Source organism: Conexibacter sp. CPCC 206217, assembly GCF_030646165.1.
Taxonomy (GTDB): Bacteria; Actinomycetota; Thermoleophilia; order Solirubrobacterales; family Solirubrobacteraceae; genus Conexibacter.
This window is the reverse complement of the sequence record NZ_JAUTDO010000005.1, coordinates 450285-472563: the sequence shown is the minus strand read 5'-3', so window position 1 is coordinate 472563 and position 22279 is coordinate 450285. Positions and strand designations below refer to the sequence as shown.

The window sequence follows — 22279 nt, the reverse complement described above, 5'->3', positions numbered from 1 at the left end:
TCTCCGCCACGGCGACGTCCCGTGACTCCTCGATATTTAGCAGCGCTGAAATTCAGATGCAAGAGGAATGTAATATCTGGGCTCATCGCCGCTTGGGTCCCCGCCCGCCTAGGCGTAGTTCTTCACTTCGAGGCAGAGGTACGGCTCGCTGAACTCGAACGGCCCGTGATGGGTCCCGGGCGGGTTGTTCGTGTAGGTGCCGGCGGCATGGCGTTCGCGCTCCTCGCCCGCGAAGTAGCAGCCGTCGAGCGCCAGCATCTCCTCGCCGTGGTTATGCAGCTCCGCATGGCGCTGGTTGGGAGCGCCGCCGGCGAGCGGCTCGATCTTCACCAGATGGGTCTTCGAGCCGCACGGCCCCTCCGCGAGGACCTTCTCGTAGAAGCCCGCGCTGCGGCCCTCCATCGGCTGCCACGCCATCGCCTCGACCTCCTCCGCCGTCAGCGAGACGGCCGGTTTGCGCATCCGCGTCGCGACATCCTCGAGCTGCAGGACGGTCGCGCCGTCCGGCCCGGCTTCGATCGGCACGGCGTCGCCCGGCCGCCAGCAGAGGTAGGAGCCGGCGCGATGGGCGCGGCCGGCGATCGAGACCCTGCCGTCGAGCACGTACAGCTCTTGCCAGAGCCGCTGGTCGATCGGATCCAGCCGCGCGCCGGCTGCGAGCGAGAGCACGCGCGTCTGCGCGCCGCTCTGGGAGCTGGCGGCGAGCACGCGCGCCTGCACGCCCGGGCGCAGCTGCCTCCACGCGAGCGCCGCGACCTGTTCGGGCAGCAGCTGGACGGGACGGTCAACGATGGTCGGCACGGTGCCTCCTCTCGCCGGCCGCGAGCGGGCGGACCGGTGCGGGCCGTGCTCTCTGCCGGACGGTTCGAACGTGTGGGTGCGCTGCGGGTGAAGCTCGTCACGGTCGCCCTCGCGTCCCGCCAGCCGCGGCGGCGGGCACGGGCGCGAGCGCGCCGCGGCGGTGGACGGCGATCCAGATCGCGGCGCACGCGATCGCCGCCGGCGCGACCGCCAATGCGGCGGCGGTGCTGGCATGGTCGATCATCCAGCCGGCGCAGACGGAGCCGGCTGCGACCCCCAGGACCATCGCCGAGCTCGCCCAGGCGAACGCCTCGGTCAGCAGCTGCGCCGGGGCGATCTCGCTCAGCACCAGGAACTCGGTCGAGACCGCCGGCGCGAAGGCGGAGCCGGCCAGCAGCGCGCAGAGCGCCGCCGCCGGCGCGCTTGCGGCGCCGACCAGCGGCACCGTCGCGACCGCGACGGTGGCGAACGCCGCCGCGTACCGCGTGACGGGGCCGATCCGCCAGCTGCGGGCTCCGTACCACAGGCCGCCCGCGAAGCTGCCCGCGCTGAAGAGCGCCAGCAGCACGCCCGCGAGACCGGGCCCGGACAGATCGACGGCTCGCGCCGAGATGCCGACCTGCAGCACGCCCCAGTAGATGCCGGAGAGCAGGATCGCCACGAGCACCGTCCGCAGCGCCGGCAGCGAGGCGGCGCTGCGATCGCCGGTCGGCCGGCGCGGCGACGGGCGCGCCCGCCGCACGGCCGGAACCGCGACGAATCCGAGCGTCCCGACGAGCGCGAACGCCGCCGCCGCGATCAGCGCGTCCGGTGCCTGCACCAGCGCGACGATCAGCGCGACCAGCAGCGGCCCGCTCACGAAGACGACCTCCTGCGCGATCGCGTCGAGCGCGTACGCCGACTGGCGCTGCTCGGGCGCCTGCAGCACCTGCGGCCACAGCGACCGCAGGCAGGCCGATACCGGCGGCAGGGTCGCGCCGACCAACGCCGCGGCGCCGATCAGAGCGACACCGGGGGCGCCGAGGCGCACCGCCAGCGAGAACGCCAGCAGCAGCGCGCTGTGCAGCAGGGCGCACGGCAGCAGCACCTGCTGCCGGCCGCGGCGGTCGGCGACGCCGCCCAGGAACGGCAGCGCGATCGCGCTCGCCGCCGAGTAGGCGGCGACGGCCGTGCCCGCGAGCGCGAACGAGCCGGTCGTCTCGCGCACGGCGATCAGGATCGCCAGCGACGTGAGCCCCATCGGCAGGCGGGCCACCAGCGCCGTCGCCAGCAGCCGCGGCAGGCCCGGGACGGCGAGCACCCGCCGGTAGGCGATCATCGCGTCCGCGCCCGCATCACCACGAGCGCATCAGCCCACCGTCGACCGGGATCACGGTCCCGGTCAGGTAGGAGGCGCGCGCCGAGGAGAGGAACGCGACGAGGTCGGCGATGTCGGCGGGCGCGCCAAACCTGCCGGCCGGGATCGCCGCCAGGTCGGCCTCCGGCGAGCGGTTCGCGTAGTACTCCTTGAAGCTGTCGGTCTCGATCCGCCCGGGCGCGATCGAGTTGACGGTGATCCCGTCGGCGGCGACCTCGCGCGCGAGCGTCATCAGCCAGCCGACGACGGCCGGGCGCAGCGAGTTCGACAGCACGCGGCCGTCCTGCACCTCGCGGAAGGTCGGCGAGCCGATCGACAGCACGCGTCCCTGTCCGGAGCGCCGCAGCGCCGGCAGCAGCCGTCGCGTCAGCTCGACGACCGGCCAGAGAACCAGGTCGATCGCCTCGTCGAGCTCGCCGCGGGTGACCGACTCGGTCGTCGCGTCGCCGGGGCCGCCGCCGTTGTGGACGAGGATGTCGAGCCCTCTGCCCCACTGCTCGACCTCCGCGGCGAGCCGGTCGAGGTCGCCGGCGTCGGTCAGGTCGCCTGCCACCAGCAGGCAGCGATCGGCGCGAGCCGTGGCGGGGCGCTGCGGGCTGCGCGCGAAGCAGATCACCTCGGCGCCGGCCTGCACCAGCGTCTCGGCGCAGGCGCGGCCGATGCCGCGCGACGCGCCGCAGACGAGCGCGGTGCGGCCGCTCAGATCGAGGCTAACCATGGGCCAGCGGCTCCGCGCCGCTGTCGGCCGCGTCGAGGAAGCTCGACGCGGAGCCGCTCAGCTGGTCGCCCTCGCCACTGCGCAGGAAGAGGCCGTGGCGGCTCTCCCACTGCACGTGGACGCGCTCGCCCTCGACCGCCTCCAACGCGACCTCGACCGGCTGGCGCGAGCGGACGATCAGCTCGTCGTCGAGCACGACCTCGGTCACGCAGTACGCGCCGAAGTAGCGCACCCGGCCGATCGAGCCGGTCAGCGAGCTGTCGAAGCGGAGGTCGCGCTCGCGGCTGACGCGCACGTTCTCGGGGCGCACGACCAGCATCCCGGCGACGCCCGCCGGCGCGGCGTTGCGCCCGCGCAGGCGCAGCGAAGCCCCGTTCGAGCTGAACTCGACCTCGCCGTCTGCGCAGGTCGTGACCGGCAGGCGGTTGGACTCGCCCATGAAGCGCGCGACGAACAGGTCGGCGGGCCGCTCGTAGAGATCGGAGGCGGTGCCGATCTGCGCGATCCGGCCGTCGTTGAAGATCGCGACGACGTCCGACATCGTCATCGCCTCGTCCTGGTCGTGCGTCACGTAGATGACGGTGATCCCGAGCGCCTCCTGGATCCGCTTGATCTCGACCTGCATCGCGTCACGCAGCCGCCGGTCCAGCGCGGCCAGCGGCTCGTCCATCAGCAGCAGCCGCGGCTCGAAGACGAGCGCCCGCGCCAGCGCCACGCGCTGCTGCTGGCCGCCCGACAGCTCGCGCGGCAGCCGCTCGCCGTGGTCGGCGAGGTGCACCAGCTCGAGCGCGTTGCGCACCTTCTCCCTCACCTCCGCCTTCGGCAGCCTGCGCCGCTTCAGCGGGAAGGCGACGTTGTCGGCCGCCGTCATGTGCGGGAACAGCGCGTAGTGCTGGAAGACGACGCCGATGTTGCGCTTGTGCGGGGGCAGCGACAGGATCGACGCCCCGTCGAGCAGGATCTCGCCGTCGTCGACGTCGAGGAAGCCCGAGATCGCGTTGAGCGTCGTCGTCTTGCCCGAGCCGCTGGGCCCGAGGAAGGTGACGAACTGCCCGGGCTCGATCGACAGCGACGTGTCGTCGACGGCGACGACCGAGCCGAACCGCTTGGTCAGGTTCTTGATCTCGACCCGCGCGCCGACGGCCGAGGTCTCAGCGGCTGGCTGCATCGCCTGCGGCTCCCTTCTTCGTCATGATCAGGAACGCGACCGCCATCCCGAGCGCCGCGATGGAGAGCGTGAGCGTCGAGGCGACGGCCACCGTGGGGTCGACCGTGTCGGTCAGGCTCGAGTAGATCTTCACCGGCAGCGTCTGGAAGGTCGGGCTGGAGATGAACATCGCCACCACGACGTCGTCCAGCGACGCCGCGAAGGCGAGCCCGGCCGCGATCGCCAGCGACCGCTTCAGCAGCGGCAGCGTGACGGTGAAGAACGCGACCGCCGGGCTGGCGCCGAGCGTGCGCGCGGCCCGTTCGAGGCCGTCGTCGAGCGATCTCAGCCCCGCCGTCACCGTCACGATCACGAACGGCAGCGCGATCAGCGAGTGGGCGATCACGAACGCCTGCAGCGTCCCCACCATTCTCGCGTTCAGGAAGATCGCGTAGAGGGCGATCGCGACGAGGACGATCGGGATGATCATCGGCGCGGTCGCCAGCGCCATCACGGCGGCTCTGCCCGGGAACCGGCCCCGCGCGAGGCCGTAGGCCGCCGCGGTGCCGATCACGGTCGCCACGACCGTGACGATCGCCGCGACCACGAGCGAGTTGACGATCGCGTCGCGCCAGGTGACGTCGGTGAAGAGGTTCTCGTACCACCGCGTCGACCACGACTGCGGCGGGAACTCGAACGTCGCGCGGCCGTTGAAGCTCATCGGCACCGCGACCAGCGCCGGCGCGATCAGCAGCGCCATCACGAGGACGCAGAAGACGATCAGGGCGATCCGCCCCTTGCCCGCGCTCATCTCCCACCCCCGCCGCCGTTGCTGAGCACCGCGCTCCAGCGGCTCGCGCGCGAGCCGAGCCAGAGCAGCAGGAGCGTGACGACCAGCAGGATCAGGCCCATCGCGCTGCCGCGCCCCCAGGCCAGGAGCTGGTTGATCTGCTGCGCGACGAGCTGCGGCAGCAGGCTCTGCTGCGGCGAGCCGAGCAGCGCCGGGGTGATGTACGACCCGAGCGTGATCACGAAGACGACGAGCGCGCCGGCGACGAGGCCGGGCAGCGAGAGCGGCAGGTAGACCCGCACGAACGCCTGCGACGGCGTCGCGCCGAGCGTGCGGGCGGCCCCCATCAGGCGCACGTCGATCTCGCGCAGCGACGCGTACAGCGGCAGGATCATGAACGGCAGGCTGATCTGGACGAGCCCGATGATGACGCCGCTGAGCGAGCCGATCATGTGGAACGGCCCGAGGCCGAGCGCGCCGAGCGCGTCGTTGACCGGCCCCTTGTCCTGGAGCAGGATCACCCAGGAGTAGTTGCGGGTCATCGTGCCGACGAGCAGCGGCGCGATCACGGCGGCCTGCATCGCCAGGCGCATCCGCCAGCCGACCACCGTCATCGCGTACGCGTACGGATAGGCGATCACGAGGCAGCCGAGCGTGACGATCGCCGCCGTGCGGAAGGTCCGCAGCAGCACGACGCGGTTGAGCTCCTCCTCGAAGAACCAGCGGTAGTTGTCCAGCAGCGCCCCGTGCCCGCCGGGGAAGTCGGTGACGCTGCGCTCGACGATCGTCGCGAGCGGATAGCCCATGGCGAAGCCGAGCAGGATCAGGGCCGGGACGGTGAGCGCGAACTCACGCGAGAAGAGCCCGCGGAGGCCGCGCCCCGCCGGCTTGGGCCGGGAGGGCGCGGCGGCGCGGCTCGAGCGCTGCACGATCGACATGGTTCAGGAGGCCGCTCGGCTCGCGCTCAGCCGGAGATCCACGCCGTGAAGCGCTGGTTGAGCTCTTCGTAGTTGTCCGCGTACCACTGCTGGTCGAACGGGATCGCGACCTGCTCGTGCTCGGGCACCGCGAGGCTGTACTTCTTGAAGAGCTCGTTGGGGTATCTCGGCTGCTCGGCGGCTTCGAGCGCCGGCGAGACCGGCCACATCTCCGCGGCCTGCGTCTGCAGTCTGGGGTTGAGCACCCAGTCGATCACCTGATCGACGGCAGCCCGGTCGGGCGTGCCCTCGGTGACCGTCCAGAGGTTGATGTAGATGAAGGCCTGGTCCCAGATCGGCTCGATCGTGGCGCCCGCGTCGGCGGCCTGCCAGGCGGCGGAGTCGGTGTAGATCCCCATCGCGACATCACCCGAGACCAGCTGTTGAATCGACTGCGCCAGCGTGTTGTAGACGAGCAGGTCGTCCTTGATCGAATCCATCTTCTTGAACGCGCGGTCGAGGTCCAGCGGGTAGAGCTCCTTCGGATCGACCCCGTCGGCGATCAGCGCGCCTTCGATGATCCCGTTGTAGTAGAAGCTCGGGATCGCGCGCTTGCCGGGGTATCTCTCGACGTCGAAGAAGTCGGCCCAGGTCGACGGCGGGTCGCTGGCGAACGTGTCGGAGTTGTACGCCTTGATGAACGAGCCGGCGTCGCGCGGCAGCACGCAGTCGCCGACGATGTCGCGGTACTTCTCCTTGAACATCGACGGATCGGATCTGATCTTCGCGAAGACCGTTCCGCACTGGGCGATCGCCATGTAGGGATCGCCGCTCGTCATGTTCCACTGGATGTTCCCGGTCTCCGCCTGCGTCTGCAGCTTGGCGTAGTCCAGCGGAGCGTCGAAGCTCATCGAGATCCCGGTTCTGCTCTTGAACTCGGGCGTGAAGTAGACCTTTCTCATCACCTCCTCGGTCTTGCCGCCGTAGGTGGCGATCGTGACCTTGCCGCCTCTCTTGGCGGTCGCGCCGCCGTCGTCGCTGTCGCTGCTGCTGCCGCATGCGGACAGGGCGACGCAGGCGACCGCCGTCGCGGCGATCACCGGCCAGCGGCCCTTCCGGTTCCACAGGGACATCCTCACCGCTTCCTCCTCACCTCGCCCATCACGTCGCGCGACGGGGCTCACGGGGTCGCGACTACTTTAACCAGAGTGCAGAAGAATTACAACTGTACTTAAGGATAGGAATCCTCCGAGGTGTTTGAGCGCGCGGCCCTTCCGGCCGCCTGCGCCGCCTGGAGGCGCGCCGCCGCCTCACTCGGCGACGGCAGCGACCGCCTCGATCTCGACCTTGAAGAACCCCAGGTCGCAGCCGACCGTCGAACGCGCCGGCTTGGGATCCGGAAAGAACTCGGCGTACACCGCGTCGAACGCTGCGAACTCGCTCAGGTCCTGCAGGAAGACCGTCGTCTTGAGGACCGCCGCCATGCTCGAGCCCGCCGCCTCGAGCACCGCCGCCAGGTTCTCCAGCGTCTTGCGCGTCTGCGCGGCGACGTCCGCCCCGACCGGGTCGTCGCTGCCCGGTCTGAAAGGACCCTGCCCCGCGGTGTAGACGACCCCGCCGCTGACGATCGCCTGCGAGTAGGAGCCCGACGGGGCCGGGATCGCGTTGGTCGTGACCTGTCGCTTCATGGTGCCTCCAGAGTTCAGGTTGAGACGGCGGGTCGGCGTGCGCCGCGGCGCCAGACCGACGGCCGCAGCCAGCGCGAGAAGCGCGCCGGGTCGAACGGCGCGGCGACCGCCGGCTTGCGCCCGGTCGTCATCTCCTGCGCGAGCAGGTCGCCGGAGGCGGCCGCGATCGTCATGCCGAGCATCGAGTAGCCGGTCGCGGCGTAGGCGTTGGCGACGCCGGGCAGACGCCCGACGACCGGCAGTCCGTCCGGGACGATCGGCCGCGCCCCCATCCACGCCGGCGCCGCGTCGCGCCAGCCGCCGAAGGTGTCGCGGGCGACGTCCTCCAGCGCGCGCACGCGCTCGGGGTCGGGCCCGCGGCGGCGGCTGAACTCCATCGTCCCGGCGATCCGCAGCCGGTCGCCGAAAGGCGAGACGGCCAGGTGCGTGTCCATGTACATCAGGGCGTGCCGCGGCATCCAGTCGGGCTCGGCGACGTCGAGGCTGTAGCCCTTGCCGGCGACCACCGGGATGTGCGCGCCGAGATCGGCCGCCAGATCGCGGGAGGCGGCGCCGGCGGCGATCACGAGCGCGTCGGTCGCGATCGTCGCGTTCAGGCAGCGCACCGCGGCGACCCGGCCGCCGGCGAGCTCGAAGCCGCTGACCTCCCACCGCTCCCGGATCTCGACGCCGAGCGCCCGCGCGCGCCGCGCCAGGTATTGCAGGAAGACGGCCGGGTCGACCTGCCAATGGTCGGCGACGTGCACCGCACTCGCTCTGCCGACCAGACCCGGCTCCAGCGCGGCCAGTTCGTCGTCGTCCAGCAGACGGTGCGGCAGCTCATGCCCCTGCTCGCGCAGCGGCGCGACCGCGGCCAGGAAGGCGCGCACCGGCTCGGCGTCGGCTGCGGCGACCATCAGACCCGAGCGCTGGGCGGCCGGCGCGTCGTCGTCCTCGGCCAGCAGCTCGCTGACCAGCGCGAACGACGGGTAGCCGAGATGCGACATCGCCCGCACGCCCGCGGCGTAGTCGCGCGCGTTGCAGCGGCGCGCGAACGCCGCAAGCCACAGCGCCATGCCCGGGATCGAGCTCGGCGCCATGTAGAGCGCCGAGCGCCGGTCGCCGAGCGACCGCAGCCCGTAGGCGACCTGCCCCGGCTCGGGCAGCGGGCCCGCCTGCGACGGACACAGCCAGCCCGCGTTGCCCCACGAGGCGCCGCTGCCGACCGCACCCGCGTCGACCACCGTCACCCGCGTGCCGCGACGGGCGAGGGCGATCGCCGCCCACAGCCCCGCCGAGCCCGCGCCGACGACGACCGCCGCCTCCGGCTGCTTGAACCGCTCCATCGCCTTCACCTGCCGTTCTCTCGAATCACGCGTTTTGCCGCCTAGGTCGCTCAGGCGACCGGGTTCTCGCACCAGCCGCCGTCGACCCGCAGGTTCGTGCCGGTGATGTACGACGCCGCGTCGGAGAACAGGAAGGCGACGGCTCTGCCGATCTCCGCGGGGCTCGCGAAGCGTCCCATCGGGACGGCCGCCGCCTCCTCGCGCTCGATCTCGCTCGGACTGACGCCCCGCTGCTGCGCCACCGCGCGGAAGCGCTCCTCGGCTCGCGGCGTCATCACCCAGCCCGGCAGGATATTGTTGACGCGGATGTTCTCCGGCGCCAGCTCGGTCGCCTGATACTTCGCATAGCCGGTCAGCGCCAGCCGGGGCACCTCCGAGAAGCGCGTCTCGTGGACCATCTGGTGCACCCCGCAGGAGGTCAGATTGACGATGCTGCCGCCGCCGCTTCTGCGCATCTCCGGGACGGCGCTGCGCATCAGCCGCACGGGGCCCATCGTCCACAGCTCCCACGCGTCGGCCCAGCGGGCGTCGTCGTCCGGGAAGGGCGTTCCGTAGGAGCCCTTCATGTTGGTCAGCATGAAGTCGAGCCGCCCGAACCGCGCGACCGTCTCACGCACCGCGCGATCGCAGTCGGCGGCGACGCGCACGTCGCAGGCGATCGCCAGGACCTCCTGCGCCGCGATCGCGCTCAACTGCGACCGCGCCTCCTGCAGACGGTCGTCGCCGAGCCCGTAGATCGCCAGCTTGACGCCCTCGGCCGCCAGCACCTCGGCGACGCCGTAGCCGATGCCCTCGCTGCCACCGCCGATCAGCGCGACGCGTCCGTCGAGTCCGAGATCCATCGCCGATCACGCCTCCCCGGTCGTGTGCCCGAGGACGTAGACCACCTGCAGCGCGCCGCCCGCGCCCTCGGCCACCTTGACCTCCAGCAGCCGCCAGCCGCGCTCCTCGCGCAGCAGGCGGTTGACCGCGGCGGTCTGCGGCGGAGGCAGCACGATCACCCGGACCTCGTCAAGACCAAGATCGCTCAACTCAACTCTCCCGTGTCGCATTCCATGTCACCTCGATCGCCGGCGCTCCCGGCTCCCCGCCCGCGGTCAGCGGGCAGGCGGACACGAGCACCGTGCAACGGCTCGCGGCGCTGAAGCGGACGAAGTCCCCGACGCTGCTGGAGCCCGCGCGCAGGCCGTAGCGCCCGCTCCGCTCGTCGGCCTGCTTGAAGATCCCGACGGGGTACGGCACCCACTTCTCGGGCAGCCCCTCCCGCTCCAGCCAGGCGCGAAAGCTCGTCCAGCAGCAATCGCCGGCGAGCGTCGCGCTGAGCGCGCGGCTGACCCACGGGTTGCATGCCTCCAGGGCCAGGTCGTGCCGCTCGTTGCTCAGCTCCTCGACGCGCAGCAGCGCTCTGTACTCCTGGCTCCAGAGGACCATCCCCTCTCGCAGCGTGTAGGCGCCCTCCGCCAGCCCGGTGAGCAGCGTCGAGAGCCGCTCGCGGGGATCGGCCGCGGCGTGCGCGACCAGCTCGGCAGCCTGTCCGGCGACGAGCGCGCGCACGCAGAGGCTGTCGCCCGGCGCGAGCGTGGCGACCGCCATCGTCCCCGCCGCCAACTCGACCTCAGGCACCGCCTGCCTCCTCCAGAATCGTGTCGATCGTCGGCCGGGAGGCGCCGTGCGGTCCCACCCAAACGTGCAGGCGGGAGGGGTTGAACGCGTTGGTCGGCGTCCGCTCCTGCGGGCAGTTGGAGGTCAGGACGACGAGGTCGACGAGCGCCAGCAGCTCGACGTAGTCGCCGGACTCGGCCTCGGGAAGGTCGATCACGTAGCTTCCGTCCGCGTCGCGGCGGATCGTCATGAAGGGGCAGTAGATGTGCTGCACGTCCGCCTCCTCGGCGCCGTACGGCGCTCCGGCCGCGAGCAGATTGGTGCGGCAGTTCGGCGTGTCGGGGATGCCGAAGCGGGCGTAGTTGAGCGGTCCGCTGCAGGAGCCGCCGACGATCACCCCGGCCCCGGCGGTGCAGGCCTCGACCTCGGCCAGCGCAGTCGCGCGCTGCGAGTAGAGGACGCAGCCCGGCATCATCAGGTAGCTCTCGTTGAGGAGCTGAGAGGCGGTCGGCGACAGCCGATCCGCCGGATCCGCTCGCGCCCACAGCACGATGTCGGGCACCTGCTGTCCGTCGACGACGGTGATGCGCAGCGCCTCGCCGGCGTCCACCTCCGAGGCGGTGTGCGCGCGAGGGTCGAGCAGGATCTCCTGTGTCGCGTTCCGAGCCAATGCAACCCCTCCTAGCAGAGCTCGCGGCTCAAGCCGCCGTCGACGGGAATGTGCGTGCCGTTGACATAGGCCCCGGCATCGGACGCCAGGAACCGAACCACCTCGCCGACCTCGCGCGACGTCCCGAAACGGCGCAGCGGGATCTCCGCCAGATCGTGCTCGCGCGAACGGCCCTCGTAGAACGAGAGCAGCGTGCGCGTGGCGATGCGCCCGGGGCCGACCGAGTTGACAGTGATGCCCTGCGCGCCGATCTCGGTGCTCAGCATCTTCAGCCATCCGGCGGTGGCGGGCCGGAACGCGTTCGAGGCCGCCATGCCGGCGATCGGCTCGCGCACCGACGTCGACGTGATCGCGATCACACGGCCCGCTGCGCTGCGGCGCAGATGCGGCAGCGCCAGCTGCGTGAGCGCGACGGTTGGGAGCAGCATCCGCTCGAAGCCGAGCCGCAGCACCTCCGCCGAGGTCGTCGTCGCGTCCGCGTCCGGTGCGCCCGCGCCGTTGTGAACGACGATGTCGACGCTCCCGAACGCGCCGAGCGTCGCGTCGACCAGCGACCGCAGGTCGCCCTCGTCGGTGAAGTCCCCGACGACGGCGAGGCCGCCGAGCCGCTCGGCCTCTCTGCGCAGCTCCTCGCCGTCCAGCGCGAACATGGCGATCTGCGCACCAGCCGCCCGCAGCGCCTCCGCGACGCCCAGGCCGATGCCGGTCGAGGCCCCGCAGACGATCGCCGTCCGCCCGTCGAGGCGGGCCGGGTCCACACTCATCTCGTCACCTTTCATCACAGTCGCTCGTCTCGCAATCGCGGCGGCTCAGCCGCCCGCCAGCTCGCGCGCCAGCCGCTCGACATCGCGTCGACGTCGCGCCGGGTCGGTGATCCGCAACACCACGCCGGCGCAGCCGGCGGCCTCGAACGCGCGCAGCTGCTCGACGCAGCGCTGCGCAGGCCCGTGCACGGTGACCGCGAGCGCCAACTCCCGCGGGATCGCCCGCGCGATCTCCCTGCCGCGCTCGGGCGACCACGCGAGCGAGCTGCCGGCGCTCTCCCCGGCCGCCTCCCCGAGCGCGTGCTCGAGCACCTGCGGCGCCATCGAGAGGTAGAGCCGCCCGCTCGCCTCGGCTTCGGCCGAGCGGTCCTCGCCGGGCTCCTCGACGAAGGTCGGCACCCACAGCCGCGGCGCGAAGGCGCCGGAGCGCGACGGCATCCGCTCGAGGAAGACGCGGTAGATCTCCGGTGTCAATCCGAACGGGAGCCAGCCGTCGGCCCGCGTCGCCGCGAGCTCGAGCATGCGCGGACCGATCGCGGCCAGCGACACGGGCGGCGCCGGCGCGTCCGGCAGGTTCAGGAAGGCGCCGCGCAGCTGCCAGCGCTTCCCGTCGTGGTCGAAGGGCCGCTCCGGGCTCGACGCGAACAGGCCGCGCACGACCTCCAGCGACTCCTCCAGCCGCGAGACAGCCGCTCTGGTCGGGATGCCGAAGGCGCTCAGATCCGGCCCGAAGCCGGTGCCGAGACCGAGATCGAAGCGACCGCCGGAGAGCGCGGACAGCGTCAGCGCCCCGTGGGCGAGCACCGCCGGATCGCGCTTGGTGGTCGAGACCACGCAGGTGCCGAACCGGAGTCGATCGGTCGAGACGGCGACCGCGCCGAGCGTCGTGAAGACCTCGGGGACGATCCAGCTCGTGTCGCGACCGGCACCGTGGAAGTGGTCGGCGATCCACACCGACGAGATCCCCAGCCGCTCGTAGGCGACCGCTTCGGCGACCGCGTCGCGCGGCTGGCCGGGGAAGATCTGGACGCCGACGTCCAAGCTCATGCCGCGCCCTCGGCGAGCGTCGTCCAGGCATGCGGGAGCGGCAGCTCCATCAGCCGGTGCAGGCCCGGTGCCGCCCGCAGCAGCGTGGGGATCGAATTGACCATCAGCGCCGCGCGGCCGCCGTCTCGAATCGCCTCCCCTTCCATCGCAAACTCGATGTTCCCCTCGCCGACGATCGAGATTCGCGCGCATGGCAGCTCGCGCTCGGTGGGCGGGACGCGAGCCTCGGCCGTCTCGCCGCGCAGCAGGCCGCTGAGCTTCGCGCCCGCCCTGTCGGGGAGCCGGGAGTCGACGGCCGGCAGGCGGACGTCGACCCGGTCGACCGTCACGCACGCCATCGCCAGCACCGCCGGGAGCATGTCGGCCACGAACGCGTGCTCGCTCTCGATCAGCAGCAGCGTCGTTCCCGCTGCGGCCGCGGCCGCGCTGTGACGGGCCAGCTCGTCGTCCGACCAGCCCGGGGCGGGCAGCAGGAGCACGGCGTCGGCCCCCGCCGCGACGACCGCCGTGACGAGCGCCGAGGCCGCATCCCGCGAAGCGGGCGCGAGCAGCGCCACGTCGGCGCGCGCCTGCGCGAGAGTCCTGCCGATGACGCTCGCCTCTCGCGGCGAGACGGCCGCCACCAGCTCCAACGCGGAGTGCCGCGCGGCGCACGCCGCGATGCCGCGGCCCGTCTCGCTCTCCCCCACGCAGACGACCCGGGTCGTTGCGACCGCTCCGGCCGGACGAGTTCTCACAGCGGGCACGAACGTCACCTCTCAGATGTTGGCCGCCTTCACCCGTCCCTGCGCTCGGGGCGCATGAGACGACGTGAGCGGCAGACTGGCGATGGTGTGGATTCCCGGCTCGGCCTTCACGAGCGCCGGGATCAGGTTGATCATCAGGGCGACGGTCGCGATGCCGCCGTCGAGCGCGGGGCTGATCCGCGCGCGCAGCAGCTCGCCCCCGTCGATCTCGATCAGGTCGTGCAGCGGCTCCTCCCCGTCGAGGCGGCCGATGCGCTGCGGGTGCTCCAGCGTCACGGTCTGCCCGGTGGGGGCGACGGCCCGGCACCGCTGGTCCACGCCGACCACGACGCCGCCTGGGTAGGAGTGGCCGTCGAGCTCGGTCGGCCCTTCGCGCACGATCGGTTCGGAGACGTTGTCGGTGATCTGCAGCGGCACTCCGAGCGCCGCGGCGAGGAAGGCGACCGAGACGTCGTAGCCGACGTGGCCGTCGATCTCGCCGCGGCTCGCGGCGGCGGCGAACTGCTCGGGGGAGAGTCCGATGCCCATGCTGCGCAGAACCGTCTCGCCGAACGGCGCGAGGCTGCTCGCCCGCCGTACGCGGATGCTCGTCCAGCCGGCCGTCGCGGCAGTCAGCACCATCGGCAGGAAGTCCATGACGTAGCCGGGGTTGGCGCCGGTGCCCACCATCGCCGTCTCATGCCGCTTCGCGAGCTGCTCGAGGCGACGGGCCAGAGCGGCGTCGACGGCCTCGGGATAGATCGCGTCCTCCCCGATGCAGACGACCCGCAGGCCGAGCTCGAAGGCAGCGGCCAGCTGTGCCTCGAGGTCGACGAGATGGCCGTGCGTGGCGAGCAGGACGACATCTGCTCCCCCGGCGCGCGCGACGACCTCGGCGAGGTCGTCGCCGGCGACGGCGGAGCCGGCGACGGCCGGCGCCTCGCGCGCGAGCGTCGCCGCGGCCTGCTCCGCCGAGCGCTGCGACACGACTCCGGCGACCGCGAGCCCCGGGGTCCGCGCGGCGACGCGCAGCGCGTGGCTGCCCATCGCCCCGGTCCCCCAGTGCACCGTGCGGATCGCTCGCGTCAACCGAAGGTCCCCCGCGGCGGCGCCCCCTCGAGCACGAGCTCGACCGGGTTGACGGCGAGCATGCGGTGCGCGTCGTCCTCCGCGAGGCCGGTGTCGACGAGGCACTGCGTGTAGCTGCGCAGCGCCTCCGGCATCAGCGGGAAGACCGCCGCGCCGGCGTCGGAGGAGAGGATGCAGCGCTCGGGGCCGATCGCCTTGATCGTCTCGACGACCTCGGCCGGCGAGGCGTGGCACGGGATCGGCAGCGAGATCGACGCCGCGAACTCGATCGTCACGCCCATGTCGGCGATCTCGAGCAGGTCCTCGAGCGAGAGGTTGAGCGGCTTCCACAGCGCGTGGCCGAGCAGCATCCGTCTCGCTCTTCTGGAGACCGCGTAACGGAAGGCGGCGAAGGTCTCCTCGCGGCCGAGGTGGGCCGTCCCGATCACGACGTCATGGCGGACGCAGATGTCGATGACCTCTCTCGCCTCGGGCAGCAGCTCGCCGTCCTCGCCGAGCGCGGCGACGCCCGGGCCGCGCGTGAGGCGCTCGAAGCCCTCGTTGCCGCCGATCAGCTGCGGACCGCCGTCGCCGGCGTCGGTCACGTCGTAGCTGCTCGCCGTGCCGAAGTAGTCGAAGTGGTTCTTGGAGTCGACCGTCGGGAACCACACGACGCGGCCGCCCATCTTGATCGCCGACTCGACCGCGAACGGGTTGAGGCCGCCGGTGTAGCGGTTCAGCACGACGCCGCCGACGACCGTCAGCTCCGGGAAGGCCTTCTGCACGTCGCTCGCCTGCGCGACCGACGGCTGGAAGTGATGCTTGAGGACGAAGCCCTTCATCCCCTGTCTGAGCGCGGCCTCGGCCGTCTCGAACGCGGTCCATGGCCGCTCGAACAGCGACGGCGCGGTGTGGACGTGGCAGTCGAATGCGCCTCTGATGTCGATCATCGGTGGGTGCTCTCCTTCGTTGGTTTGGCGGGCTCAGGCCGCCACGGGGGTCAGCCCGATCTCGTCCATCAGTCTGTGCAGGTAGTGGACGTCCTCCGGCGGCAGCGGCAGCAGGGGACGACGGCAGGGACCGCCGGTGCGCCCGACCCGCTCGAGACCGGCCTTGAAGATCTGGATGAAGTCGGGACGCTCGTCCGCGCGCCCGAACATCGGCTTGATCGAGGTCATGTTCACGAGCGGCAGGATCCGGTACCACTGCTCGCGGGCCGCCTCGAGCTCGCCGGCCTGGGCGAGGTTCCACAGCTTGACCGCCTCGTGCGGCATGAAGTTGCTGACGCCCGCGACCCAGCCGTCGGCGCCGCCGCAGATCGCCTCGAAGGCGCCGTAGTCCTCGCCGTACAGGACCGGCACGTCGGCGGGCACAGTCAGCTTGAGGTCGTGGATCCGCGCGGGGTCCCCGTGGGACTCCTTGACGATCTTCGCGGTGCCGTCGTTCGCCAGCTCGGCGAGGTCGGCGGTCTCCAGCGAGACGCCCGAGGCGCCCGGGTTGTTGTAGACGACGAACGGGATCTCGACCGCCGCCGCGATGTCGCGGAAGTACTGCATCACCTCGCGGCGGGGCGGGCTGGAGTAATAGGGCGCGACGCTCATGACGCCGGTCGCGCCGGCCGCCTCGGCGGATCTCGCCAGCCGCACGGCGATGTCGGTCGACGTGTCCATGACGCCGATGTAGAGGGGCACGCGGCCGTCGACCCACTCGACGAACCTCGCCGCCAGCCGCTCTCGCTCCTCGGTCTCGAACGAGAAGAACTCACCGCACGTGCCCAATGCCAGGAGGGCGTGCACGCCGGCGTCGAGCAGCCAGTCGACGTGCTCCTTCGTGCGCGCCTCGTCGACCGCCCCGTCCTCGTCGAAGATGGTGACGCACGGCGGCATCACTCCCACAGTCTCGGCCATGCAGCTCCTTTCACGCCGTGACCACGATGCCACGGACACTCTCTTAAGGATTAGTGTAGGCAGACTTCAATGACATTGCAAATTCTCATGACCGTCTCCGCGCCGTCTCGTGTTCGCCGCCAAGGCCGTAGACGACGCCCGCGACGATCGCGACGCAGCCGGACGCGGCGCTGACGGAGACCGCGTCGTGGCCGAGCGCGACCGCGCTGACCAGCGCGAGCAGCGGCACCGCCCCGACGAACAGCCCCATGCGCGCGGCGCCGAGCGCCAGGACCGCGAAGCTCCAGCAGAGGAACGCGGCGGCCGTGACGAACAGCCCGAGGTAGACGATCGCGAGCGCCTCTCCGCGCGCCGGGAGCGCGAAGCCGTGATCGAAGAGCGCGGCCGCCGCGGCCGATACGAGCGCCGCGGCGAGACAGGTCCAGGCAGCCACCCGATGCGCTCCCATCCGGCCGAGGATCCCGCCGATCGCGACCATGAAGCCCGCCTGCAAGAGCAGCGCGGCGACCGCCGCGCCGGCACCCATGAGCGACAGCGCCCCGCCGCCGGACACGGTCGCCACTCCGACCGACACCAGCAGCGCCGCCGCGAGGCTCCGTCGCGACGGGCGACGCCGCTCGCTGAGCGGGGCGAGCAGCGCGAGCACGACCGGCAGGCAGCCCGCGATCATCCCGACCGGCGCCGGCCCCACCTCTCGCACCGCGGCGACCATCAGCACGTTGGAGCCGACCACGCCGCCCGCGGAGAGCAGCAGCATCGAGACCGCGTCACGACTCGACGGCAGCCGCCGCGCCTTCGACGGCAGCGCGAGGAAGAGCACCGCCGCAGCGAGCGCGTAGCGCATCGCCTGCCCCGTCGCGGTCGGATAGGCGCCGAGCTCGGCGAATGCGACGAAGGAGGTCCCGACGAAGAGGACGTCGACGAGCGCGAACACGATGCCAACTCGGCGCGCGGGGCGCCACGGCGTTCCTTCGCGCGCATCCGGACGCGCCGACGATGAGACCATCTCCACAGTCTCACTGTAACAGCGGTACTACCGCATTGTAATTGCCCTAGCCGCCGCCGCACCGGCCGGCGAACCGCCTCAGAACGACGGCGGCGTGATGGCGGAGACGAGCACGGCCCGCTCGTCGGAGCGGTTCTCGACCTGATGCGGCCGGCCGCTGTCGAACGAGATGCTGTCGCCGGGGCCGAGCACGTACTCGCGGCCCTCGATCGAGACGACGACCGCCCCCTCGATGCAGACGGCGTTCTCCTCACCCGGGTGAGACATCGGCGTGGGGTGCGTGCGCGAGCGGGGCGCGTACTCGATCCAGAGGAACTCGATCGCCCGGTTGAGATCCGGCGTCAGCAGCTCGTACTCGACGCGCGAGCGCCGCACCCTGAGCCCCTTGCGCTCGCCTCTGCGGACGATGATCCGTCTGCCGTCGAACTCCTCCGCACCGCCCTCCGCCTGGTCGTGCTCGACGAACAGCGCGGCGATCGGGACGCTGAGCGCGGCCGCGAGCCGTCGCAGCGTCGTGATCGACGGGCTGGCGATGCCCCGCTCCACCTGCGAGATGAGGCTCTGCGAGACACCGGCGCGACCAGCCAGATCTTGCAGCGTCAGCCCCTCGTCGGTGCGCATCGCGCGCAGCTTGCGACCGAGGCGCACGGCGTCGAGATCGTCGTTCACGACGCCGTCGACCGATGTCGCCGATGCTTGCCGTTCAGCCCCCATGGTGGGCGACACCCTACCAGGGTGATCACAGGAAAGTTCAACGCTCGTGCAGGCAGGATGCAAACGGAGCACCACGGTCGACCGGCGCGATCGGCACGCCTCCACAGAAATTCAATCAGGATGAAATACTTCCTGGAATTTCATCAGTAGCATTGCAGCAAATCTGGAAAGGGAGGGATCGATGCACAGCGTCACCGAAGCACCGCTCAACCTGATCGGCGGCGAGCTGTCCGGCGCCTCGGACGACCGCACCGAAGCGGTCGTCAACCCGGCGACCGGGGAGCCGATCGCGACCGTGCCGGTCTCGACCGAAGCCGACGTCGACCGCGCCGCGAGGGCCGCGCGCGCCGCGTTCCCGTCCTGGTCCGGCACGACGCCGCGCGCACGGGCCGAGGCGCTGCTGCGGATCGCCGAGGCGCTCGAGGACGACGCCGAGCGGTTCGCGCGGCTTGAGGCACTCGACGCGGGCAAGCCGATCACCGGGCTGCTGGAGGAGGACATCACGCTCGCGATCGACAACCTGCGCTTCTTCGCCGGCGCCGCACGCTGCATCGAGGGCCGTGCTGCCGACGAGTACCTCGCCGGCCACACCTCGTTCATCCGTCGCGAGGCGATCGGCGTGGTCGGCCAGATCGCCCCTTGGAACTACCCGTTGATGATGGCCGTCTGGAAGATCGCGCCGGCGCTCGCGGCCGGCAACACCGTCGTTCTCAAGCCCGCCCGCACGACGCCCCTGACGACGTTGGAGCTGGGGCGGCTGTGCGCCGACCTGCTGCCGCCCGGCGTCCTCAACGTGATCGCCGGGCACGGATCGGCGATCGGCGACTCGCTGGTGCTGCACCGCGACGTCGCGATGGTCTCGCTCACGGGCTCGATCGAGACCGGGCAGCACATCGCCCGGCTCGCCGCCGACGGCGTCAAGCGCCTCCACCTGGAGCTCGGCGGCAAAGCGCCGGCGGTCGTATTCGCAGACGCGGACCTGGCGACGGCGCTCCCCGGGCTGGCGACGGCTGCGTTCTTCAACGCGGGACAGGACTGCACCGCCGCGACACGCGTGATCGTCGCGAAGGAGATCTACGACACGGTCGTCGCAGGGCTCGCCACCGAGGCGCGCAAGCTGAAGCTGGGCGACACGCTCGCGCCCGACACGACGCTCGGGCCGCTCAACTCGACCGGACATCGTGCGCGCGTCGCGCGCTTCGTCGACGAGCGGCCGGACCACGTCGAGGTCGTCGCCGGCGGGCGCGTCCCGGAGGCGCTGGGCGCCGGGTCCTTCTACGAGCCGACGGTCCTCGCCGGCGTCCGCCAGCAGGACGACGTCGTCCAGCAGGAGATCTTCGGCCCGGTCATCACGGTGCAGCCGTTCGCCGACGAAGAGGAGGCGCTGCGCCTCGCCAACGACACCCCGTTCGGCCTCGCCTCCTCGGTCTGGACCTCCGACGTCGGACGCGCCATGCGCGCCTCACGCGCGATCCACACAGGCTGCGTGTGGGTCAACACCCACCTCCCGCTCGTCTCCGAGATGCCGCACGGCGGCTACAAGGCCTCGGGCTACGGCAAGGACATGAGCACATACGCACTTGACGACTACACCGACGTGAAGCACGTCATGATCGCCAACGGCGCCGCAGGCTGACGCGACGGTGGCTGCGGGGCGGCAGCGCAGCCCCGCAGCCCGCCCGTCACCGTGCCGCCGGATCCTCAGCGGCGGCGCGCTTCAGGATCGGCATGCGATCGACGAACAGGTCGTCGGGCAGCGAGCCGACGTACTGAAGCACCTCCTCGATGCCGAGCACGTCGGCGTACTTCATGTGCATGTCGAACAGGTTGACCCAGTGCGACGCCTCGGCGCGGTCGAAGGTGCACTCCTCGACGACGATCATTCTGTAGTTGTAGGAGAAGCCGTCGTTGACGCTCGCGCGCACGCACCCGCTCGTCGCGACGCCGCAGGCGATGATCGAGTCGGCACCGAGGTCGGCCAGGTACGAGGGCAGCAGCGTGCCGAAGAACGCGCTCGACTTCCCTTTCTCGATCACGACGTCGGCCGGTCCCGGCTCGATCTCGCGAACGATCTGGTTGGCCCGCTCCGGCTCCAGGTCCTCCGTCTCGCGGCCGCACTTGTCCTTCCAGCGACCCATCCCGAAGTCGCCTGCGATCGCTCTCTCCGGACCGGTCGTGTAGAAGATCGGCACGCGTCGCTCGCGCGCGGCCGCGATCAGCCGCTGGATCTGCGCGATCGCCTTCCACGCCTCCTCGCCGGCGCTGTTGTGCCATCTCTTGATCGATTCGAAGATCGGCTCCGGCCCGTCGCCGGTGAAGGCGTAGGAGACGTCGATCACGAGCAGCACCGGCCGCTCGCCGAAGCCCCCGCGCTCGCCGTAGCCGGTGAGCGGAAACAGTCTCTTGTCCCGCTCGGTGATGAATGCATCCCAACCGCTCATTCCGCCTCGCCTCCCGGCGTCTCGCCGCAGTCGTCGTATCGCGTGAACGTCAGCATCGCCGAGATCAGGAGTAGTTCTTGATCTCCAGGCAGGTCAGCCGCTCGTCGAACACGAACGGCCCGTCCTCCGCGCCCGCCGGCATGCACGTGTAGGTGCCGGGCCCGTAGGTACCGCGATGCGAACTGCAGGCGCCGTCGAAGATCAGGACCTCTTCGTCGAAGTCGTGCAGGTCAGGCTCGGTCGTCCGAGCGCCGGGCTCGATGCGCCCGAGCGCGGTCAGCGAACCGGAGGGGCCCGAGGAGAGCACCTTCTGCTGGAAGTCGTCGTCGCGGTACGGGATCCGCTCCCACGGCAGCGCCTCGAGCGCTTCCGCGGTCCAGGCGACCGACTCCTTGTCGAGCACGTCGTTGAAGTCGCGCAGCTGGAACAGCAGCGCGCCCTCGGCGGAGGCCGTGGCGGAGCGCGAGTCGCCCGGTCTCTGGCAGATGTAGGAACCGGCGCGGTACGCGACGCCGTCGCGCTCGAACACGCCGTCGAGGACGTAGGTCTCCTCCCAGCGGTCGAGCGTCTCCGCCGGCAGCGTCGCGGCGGACTCGAGCTTCAGGAACCGGGTGGCGGAACCGCTCTCGTCATCGTGCGCGATGACCCGCTCGAGCGCCCCGGAAGCGTCGGCGACCTGCGTCCACGGGAGCGCGTCGATGTCTCTCTGATAAGCGCGGACGACCGGCTTGGCCATGCCCTTCCTCCTTGACCGCCGGCACGGACCATACCGTGCCGTAGATCAGTAGCATTGTACACGCACTTCAATAGCACTGAAGCGACGTGCAAACGCCGTGGCCGGTCCGGTCGCGTACGCGCTCCGGCCCGGTCCACGCAACGAAAGGAAGCGAATGGCAGAGCATGTGGCGATCCTCGGCGGCACCGGCGCGCTCGGCTACGGGCTGGCGCTGCGCCTCGGCGGCGCCGGCGTCCAGGTGACGATCGGCTCGCGCGAGGAGGGGAGAGCGCGCGCCGCCGCCGAGCGCGCCGCCGCGACGGTCCCGCACGGCCGCTTCGACGGCGCCCTCAACGAGCACGCGGCGGCCGGAGCCGGCACGATCGTCGTCCTGACCGTCCCGTTCGCGAGCCACGCGGCGACGCTGAGAGCGATCGCGCCGGCGCTGCGCGAGGGACAGATCGTGCTCGACGCGACCGTCCCACTGGCCCCGGCGGTCGGCGGCCGCCCGACACATCTGCTCGGCGTCTGGCACGGCTCCGCCGCGCAGCAGACCCGCGCGCTGGTCCCCGCCCACGCCGGGGTCGTCTCGGCCCTGCACACGATCAGCGCCGCGGACCTCGAGGAGCTCGACCGCGACCTCGGCCAGGACACCCTCGTGTGCGGCGACGTCCGCGCCGAGAAGGCGACGGTGATGGAACTCCTGGGGCTCCTGCCGGGCCTGCGCGCGATCGACGCCGGCAGGCTTGAGACGAGCCGCATCACAGAGTCGTTGACGCCGCTGCTGATCGGTCTCAACATCCGCAACAGAACGCACACGGGCATCCGCATCACGGGTCTTGACTGACCGGCCGACGCCGACAGGTCCCGCCCAGGA

The 22279-nt window shown here is 71.5% G+C and carries 25 protein-coding genes; 2 read left to right on the top strand and 23 right to left on the bottom strand.

The genetic code is table 11. From position 1 onward, the window contains the following. Positions 1-108 precede the first annotated feature (108 nt). The 21 genes from Q7L65_RS16345 to Q7L65_RS16245 form a co-directional block, all read right to left on the bottom strand. Positions 109-801 (bottom strand): cupin domain-containing protein, encoded by a 693-nt coding sequence (locus Q7L65_RS16345; RefSeq protein ID WP_304722598.1) that lies wholly within the window; start codon positions 799-801, stop codon positions 109-111. Positions 802-898: 97 nt separating this feature from the next. Continuing rightward, positions 899-2119 (bottom strand): MFS transporter, encoded by a 1221-nt coding sequence (locus tag Q7L65_RS16340; protein WP_304722596.1) that lies wholly within the window; start codon positions 2117-2119, stop codon positions 899-901. Between the two features lie 16 nt (positions 2120-2135). After that, on the bottom strand, positions 2136-2876 hold the full coding sequence (locus Q7L65_RS16335) for an SDR family NAD(P)-dependent oxidoreductase (protein WP_304722594.1): 741 nt from the start codon (positions 2874-2876) through the stop codon (positions 2136-2138). Further along, positions 2869-4044 carry an ABC transporter ATP-binding protein gene (locus Q7L65_RS16330; protein ID WP_304722592.1) on the bottom strand — a complete coding sequence of 392 codons (1176 nt, stop codon included), beginning with the start codon at positions 4042-4044 and terminating at the stop codon, positions 2869-2871. The genes Q7L65_RS16335 and Q7L65_RS16330 overlap by 8 nt, the downstream gene beginning before the upstream one ends. Then, positions 4028-4834, bottom strand: coding sequence for an ABC transporter permease (locus tag Q7L65_RS16325; protein WP_304722590.1), 807 nt, complete (start codon positions 4832-4834; stop codon positions 4028-4030). The genes Q7L65_RS16330 and Q7L65_RS16325 overlap by 17 nt, the downstream gene beginning before the upstream one ends. Further along, positions 4831-5742: an ABC transporter permease gene (locus tag Q7L65_RS16320; protein WP_304722588.1), complete on the bottom strand. Its 912-nt coding sequence runs from the start codon at positions 5740-5742 to the stop codon at positions 4831-4833. Before Q7L65_RS16320 ends, Q7L65_RS16325 begins: the two co-directional genes overlap by 4 nt. 35 nt (positions 5743-5777) lie before the next feature. Further along, on the bottom strand, positions 5778-6863 hold the full coding sequence (locus tag Q7L65_RS16315) for an extracellular solute-binding protein (RefSeq protein ID WP_304722835.1): 1086 nt from the start codon (positions 6861-6863) through the stop codon (positions 5778-5780). A 177-nt stretch (positions 6864-7040) separates the two neighbouring features. Then, a complete protein-coding gene (locus tag Q7L65_RS16310; protein WP_304722585.1) occupies positions 7041-7418 on the bottom strand; it encodes a RidA family protein in 378 nt (125 codons plus the stop codon). A gap of 14 nt (positions 7419-7432) precedes the next feature. Next, positions 7433-8743, bottom strand: a complete 1311-nt coding sequence (locus tag Q7L65_RS16305; protein ID WP_304722583.1) for an FAD-binding oxidoreductase — start codon at positions 8741-8743, stop codon at positions 7433-7435. 50 nt (positions 8744-8793) lie between these two features. Beyond that, on the bottom strand, positions 8794-9585 hold the full coding sequence (locus Q7L65_RS16300) for an SDR family oxidoreductase (protein ID WP_304722581.1): 792 nt from the start codon (positions 9583-9585) through the stop codon (positions 8794-8796). Positions 9586-9591: 6 nt separating this feature from the next. After that, positions 9592-9744: a hypothetical protein gene (locus Q7L65_RS16295; protein ID WP_304722578.1), complete on the bottom strand. Its 153-nt coding sequence runs from the start codon at positions 9742-9744 to the stop codon at positions 9592-9594. A gap of 31 nt (positions 9745-9775) precedes the next feature. Continuing rightward, the gene (locus Q7L65_RS16290) at positions 9776-10366 is read right to left on the bottom strand and encodes a DUF1989 domain-containing protein (protein WP_304722576.1); all 591 of its coding nucleotides are present in this window, start codon (positions 10364-10366) and stop codon (positions 9776-9778) included. Then, a complete protein-coding gene (locus tag Q7L65_RS16285) occupies positions 10359-11015 on the bottom strand; it encodes an urea carboxylase-associated family protein (protein WP_304722574.1) in 657 nt (218 codons plus the stop codon). Before Q7L65_RS16285 ends, Q7L65_RS16290 begins: the two co-directional genes overlap by 8 nt. 11 nt (positions 11016-11026) lie before the next feature. Further along, a complete protein-coding gene (locus Q7L65_RS16280) occupies positions 11027-11779 on the bottom strand; it encodes an SDR family oxidoreductase (RefSeq protein WP_304722572.1) in 753 nt (250 codons plus the stop codon). A gap of 45 nt (positions 11780-11824) precedes the next feature. Beyond that, positions 11825-12826 carry an LLM class flavin-dependent oxidoreductase gene (locus Q7L65_RS16275; protein WP_304722571.1) on the bottom strand — a complete coding sequence of 334 codons (1002 nt, stop codon included), beginning with the start codon at positions 12824-12826 and terminating at the stop codon, positions 11825-11827. Further along, on the bottom strand, positions 12823-13572 hold the full coding sequence (locus Q7L65_RS16270; RefSeq protein WP_304722569.1) for a hypothetical protein: 750 nt from the start codon (positions 13570-13572) through the stop codon (positions 12823-12825). The genes Q7L65_RS16275 and Q7L65_RS16270 overlap by 4 nt, the downstream gene beginning before the upstream one ends. A 12-nt stretch (positions 13573-13584) precedes the next feature. Further along, positions 13585-14640, bottom strand: a complete 1056-nt coding sequence (locus Q7L65_RS16265) for a hypothetical protein (RefSeq protein ID WP_304722567.1) — start codon at positions 14638-14640, stop codon at positions 13585-13587. Further along, positions 14637-15569, bottom strand: coding sequence for a DUF6282 family protein (locus Q7L65_RS16260; RefSeq protein WP_304722566.1), 933 nt, complete (start codon positions 15567-15569; stop codon positions 14637-14639). The genes Q7L65_RS16265 and Q7L65_RS16260 overlap by 4 nt, the downstream gene beginning before the upstream one ends. Positions 15570-15602: 33 nt before the next feature. After that, entirely contained in the window at positions 15603-16526 is a 924-nt protein-coding gene (locus Q7L65_RS16255; RefSeq protein ID WP_304722564.1) for a dihydrodipicolinate synthase family protein, read from the bottom strand. Between the two features lie 85 nt (positions 16527-16611). Then, positions 16612-17460, bottom strand: a complete 849-nt coding sequence (locus Q7L65_RS16250; RefSeq protein ID WP_304722562.1) for a DMT family transporter — start codon at positions 17458-17460, stop codon at positions 16612-16614. A gap of 150 nt (positions 17461-17610) precedes the next feature. After that, positions 17611-18246, bottom strand: a complete 636-nt coding sequence (locus Q7L65_RS16245; protein WP_304722560.1) for a cupin domain-containing protein — start codon at positions 18244-18246, stop codon at positions 17611-17613. A 181-nt stretch (positions 18247-18427) separates the two neighbouring features. Here Q7L65_RS16245 and Q7L65_RS16240 point away from each other — a divergent pair, with 181 nt between their 5' ends. Next, the gene (locus Q7L65_RS16240; RefSeq protein WP_304722559.1) at positions 18428-19882 is read left to right on the top strand and encodes a gamma-aminobutyraldehyde dehydrogenase; all 1455 of its coding nucleotides are present in this window, start codon (positions 18428-18430) and stop codon (positions 19880-19882) included. A 46-nt stretch (positions 19883-19928) separates the two neighbouring features. Here the strand turns inward: Q7L65_RS16240 and Q7L65_RS16235 are convergent, their stop codons facing one another. Together Q7L65_RS16235 and Q7L65_RS16230 are read right to left on the bottom strand one after the other, a co-directional pair. After that, a complete protein-coding gene (locus Q7L65_RS16235) occupies positions 19929-20687 on the bottom strand; it encodes an isochorismatase family protein (RefSeq protein WP_304722558.1) in 759 nt (252 codons plus the stop codon). Between the two features lie 64 nt (positions 20688-20751). Further along, positions 20752-21423, bottom strand: coding sequence for a cupin domain-containing protein (locus Q7L65_RS16230; RefSeq protein ID WP_304722557.1), 672 nt, complete (start codon positions 21421-21423; stop codon positions 20752-20754). A gap of 154 nt (positions 21424-21577) precedes the next feature. On the opposite strand from Q7L65_RS16230, the gene npdG reads away from it, so the two are divergent. Continuing rightward, positions 21578-22249: an NADPH-dependent F420 reductase gene (npdG, locus tag Q7L65_RS16225; protein ID WP_304722553.1), complete on the top strand. Its 672-nt coding sequence runs from the start codon at positions 21578-21580 to the stop codon at positions 22247-22249. Positions 22250-22279 lie beyond the last annotated feature (30 nt).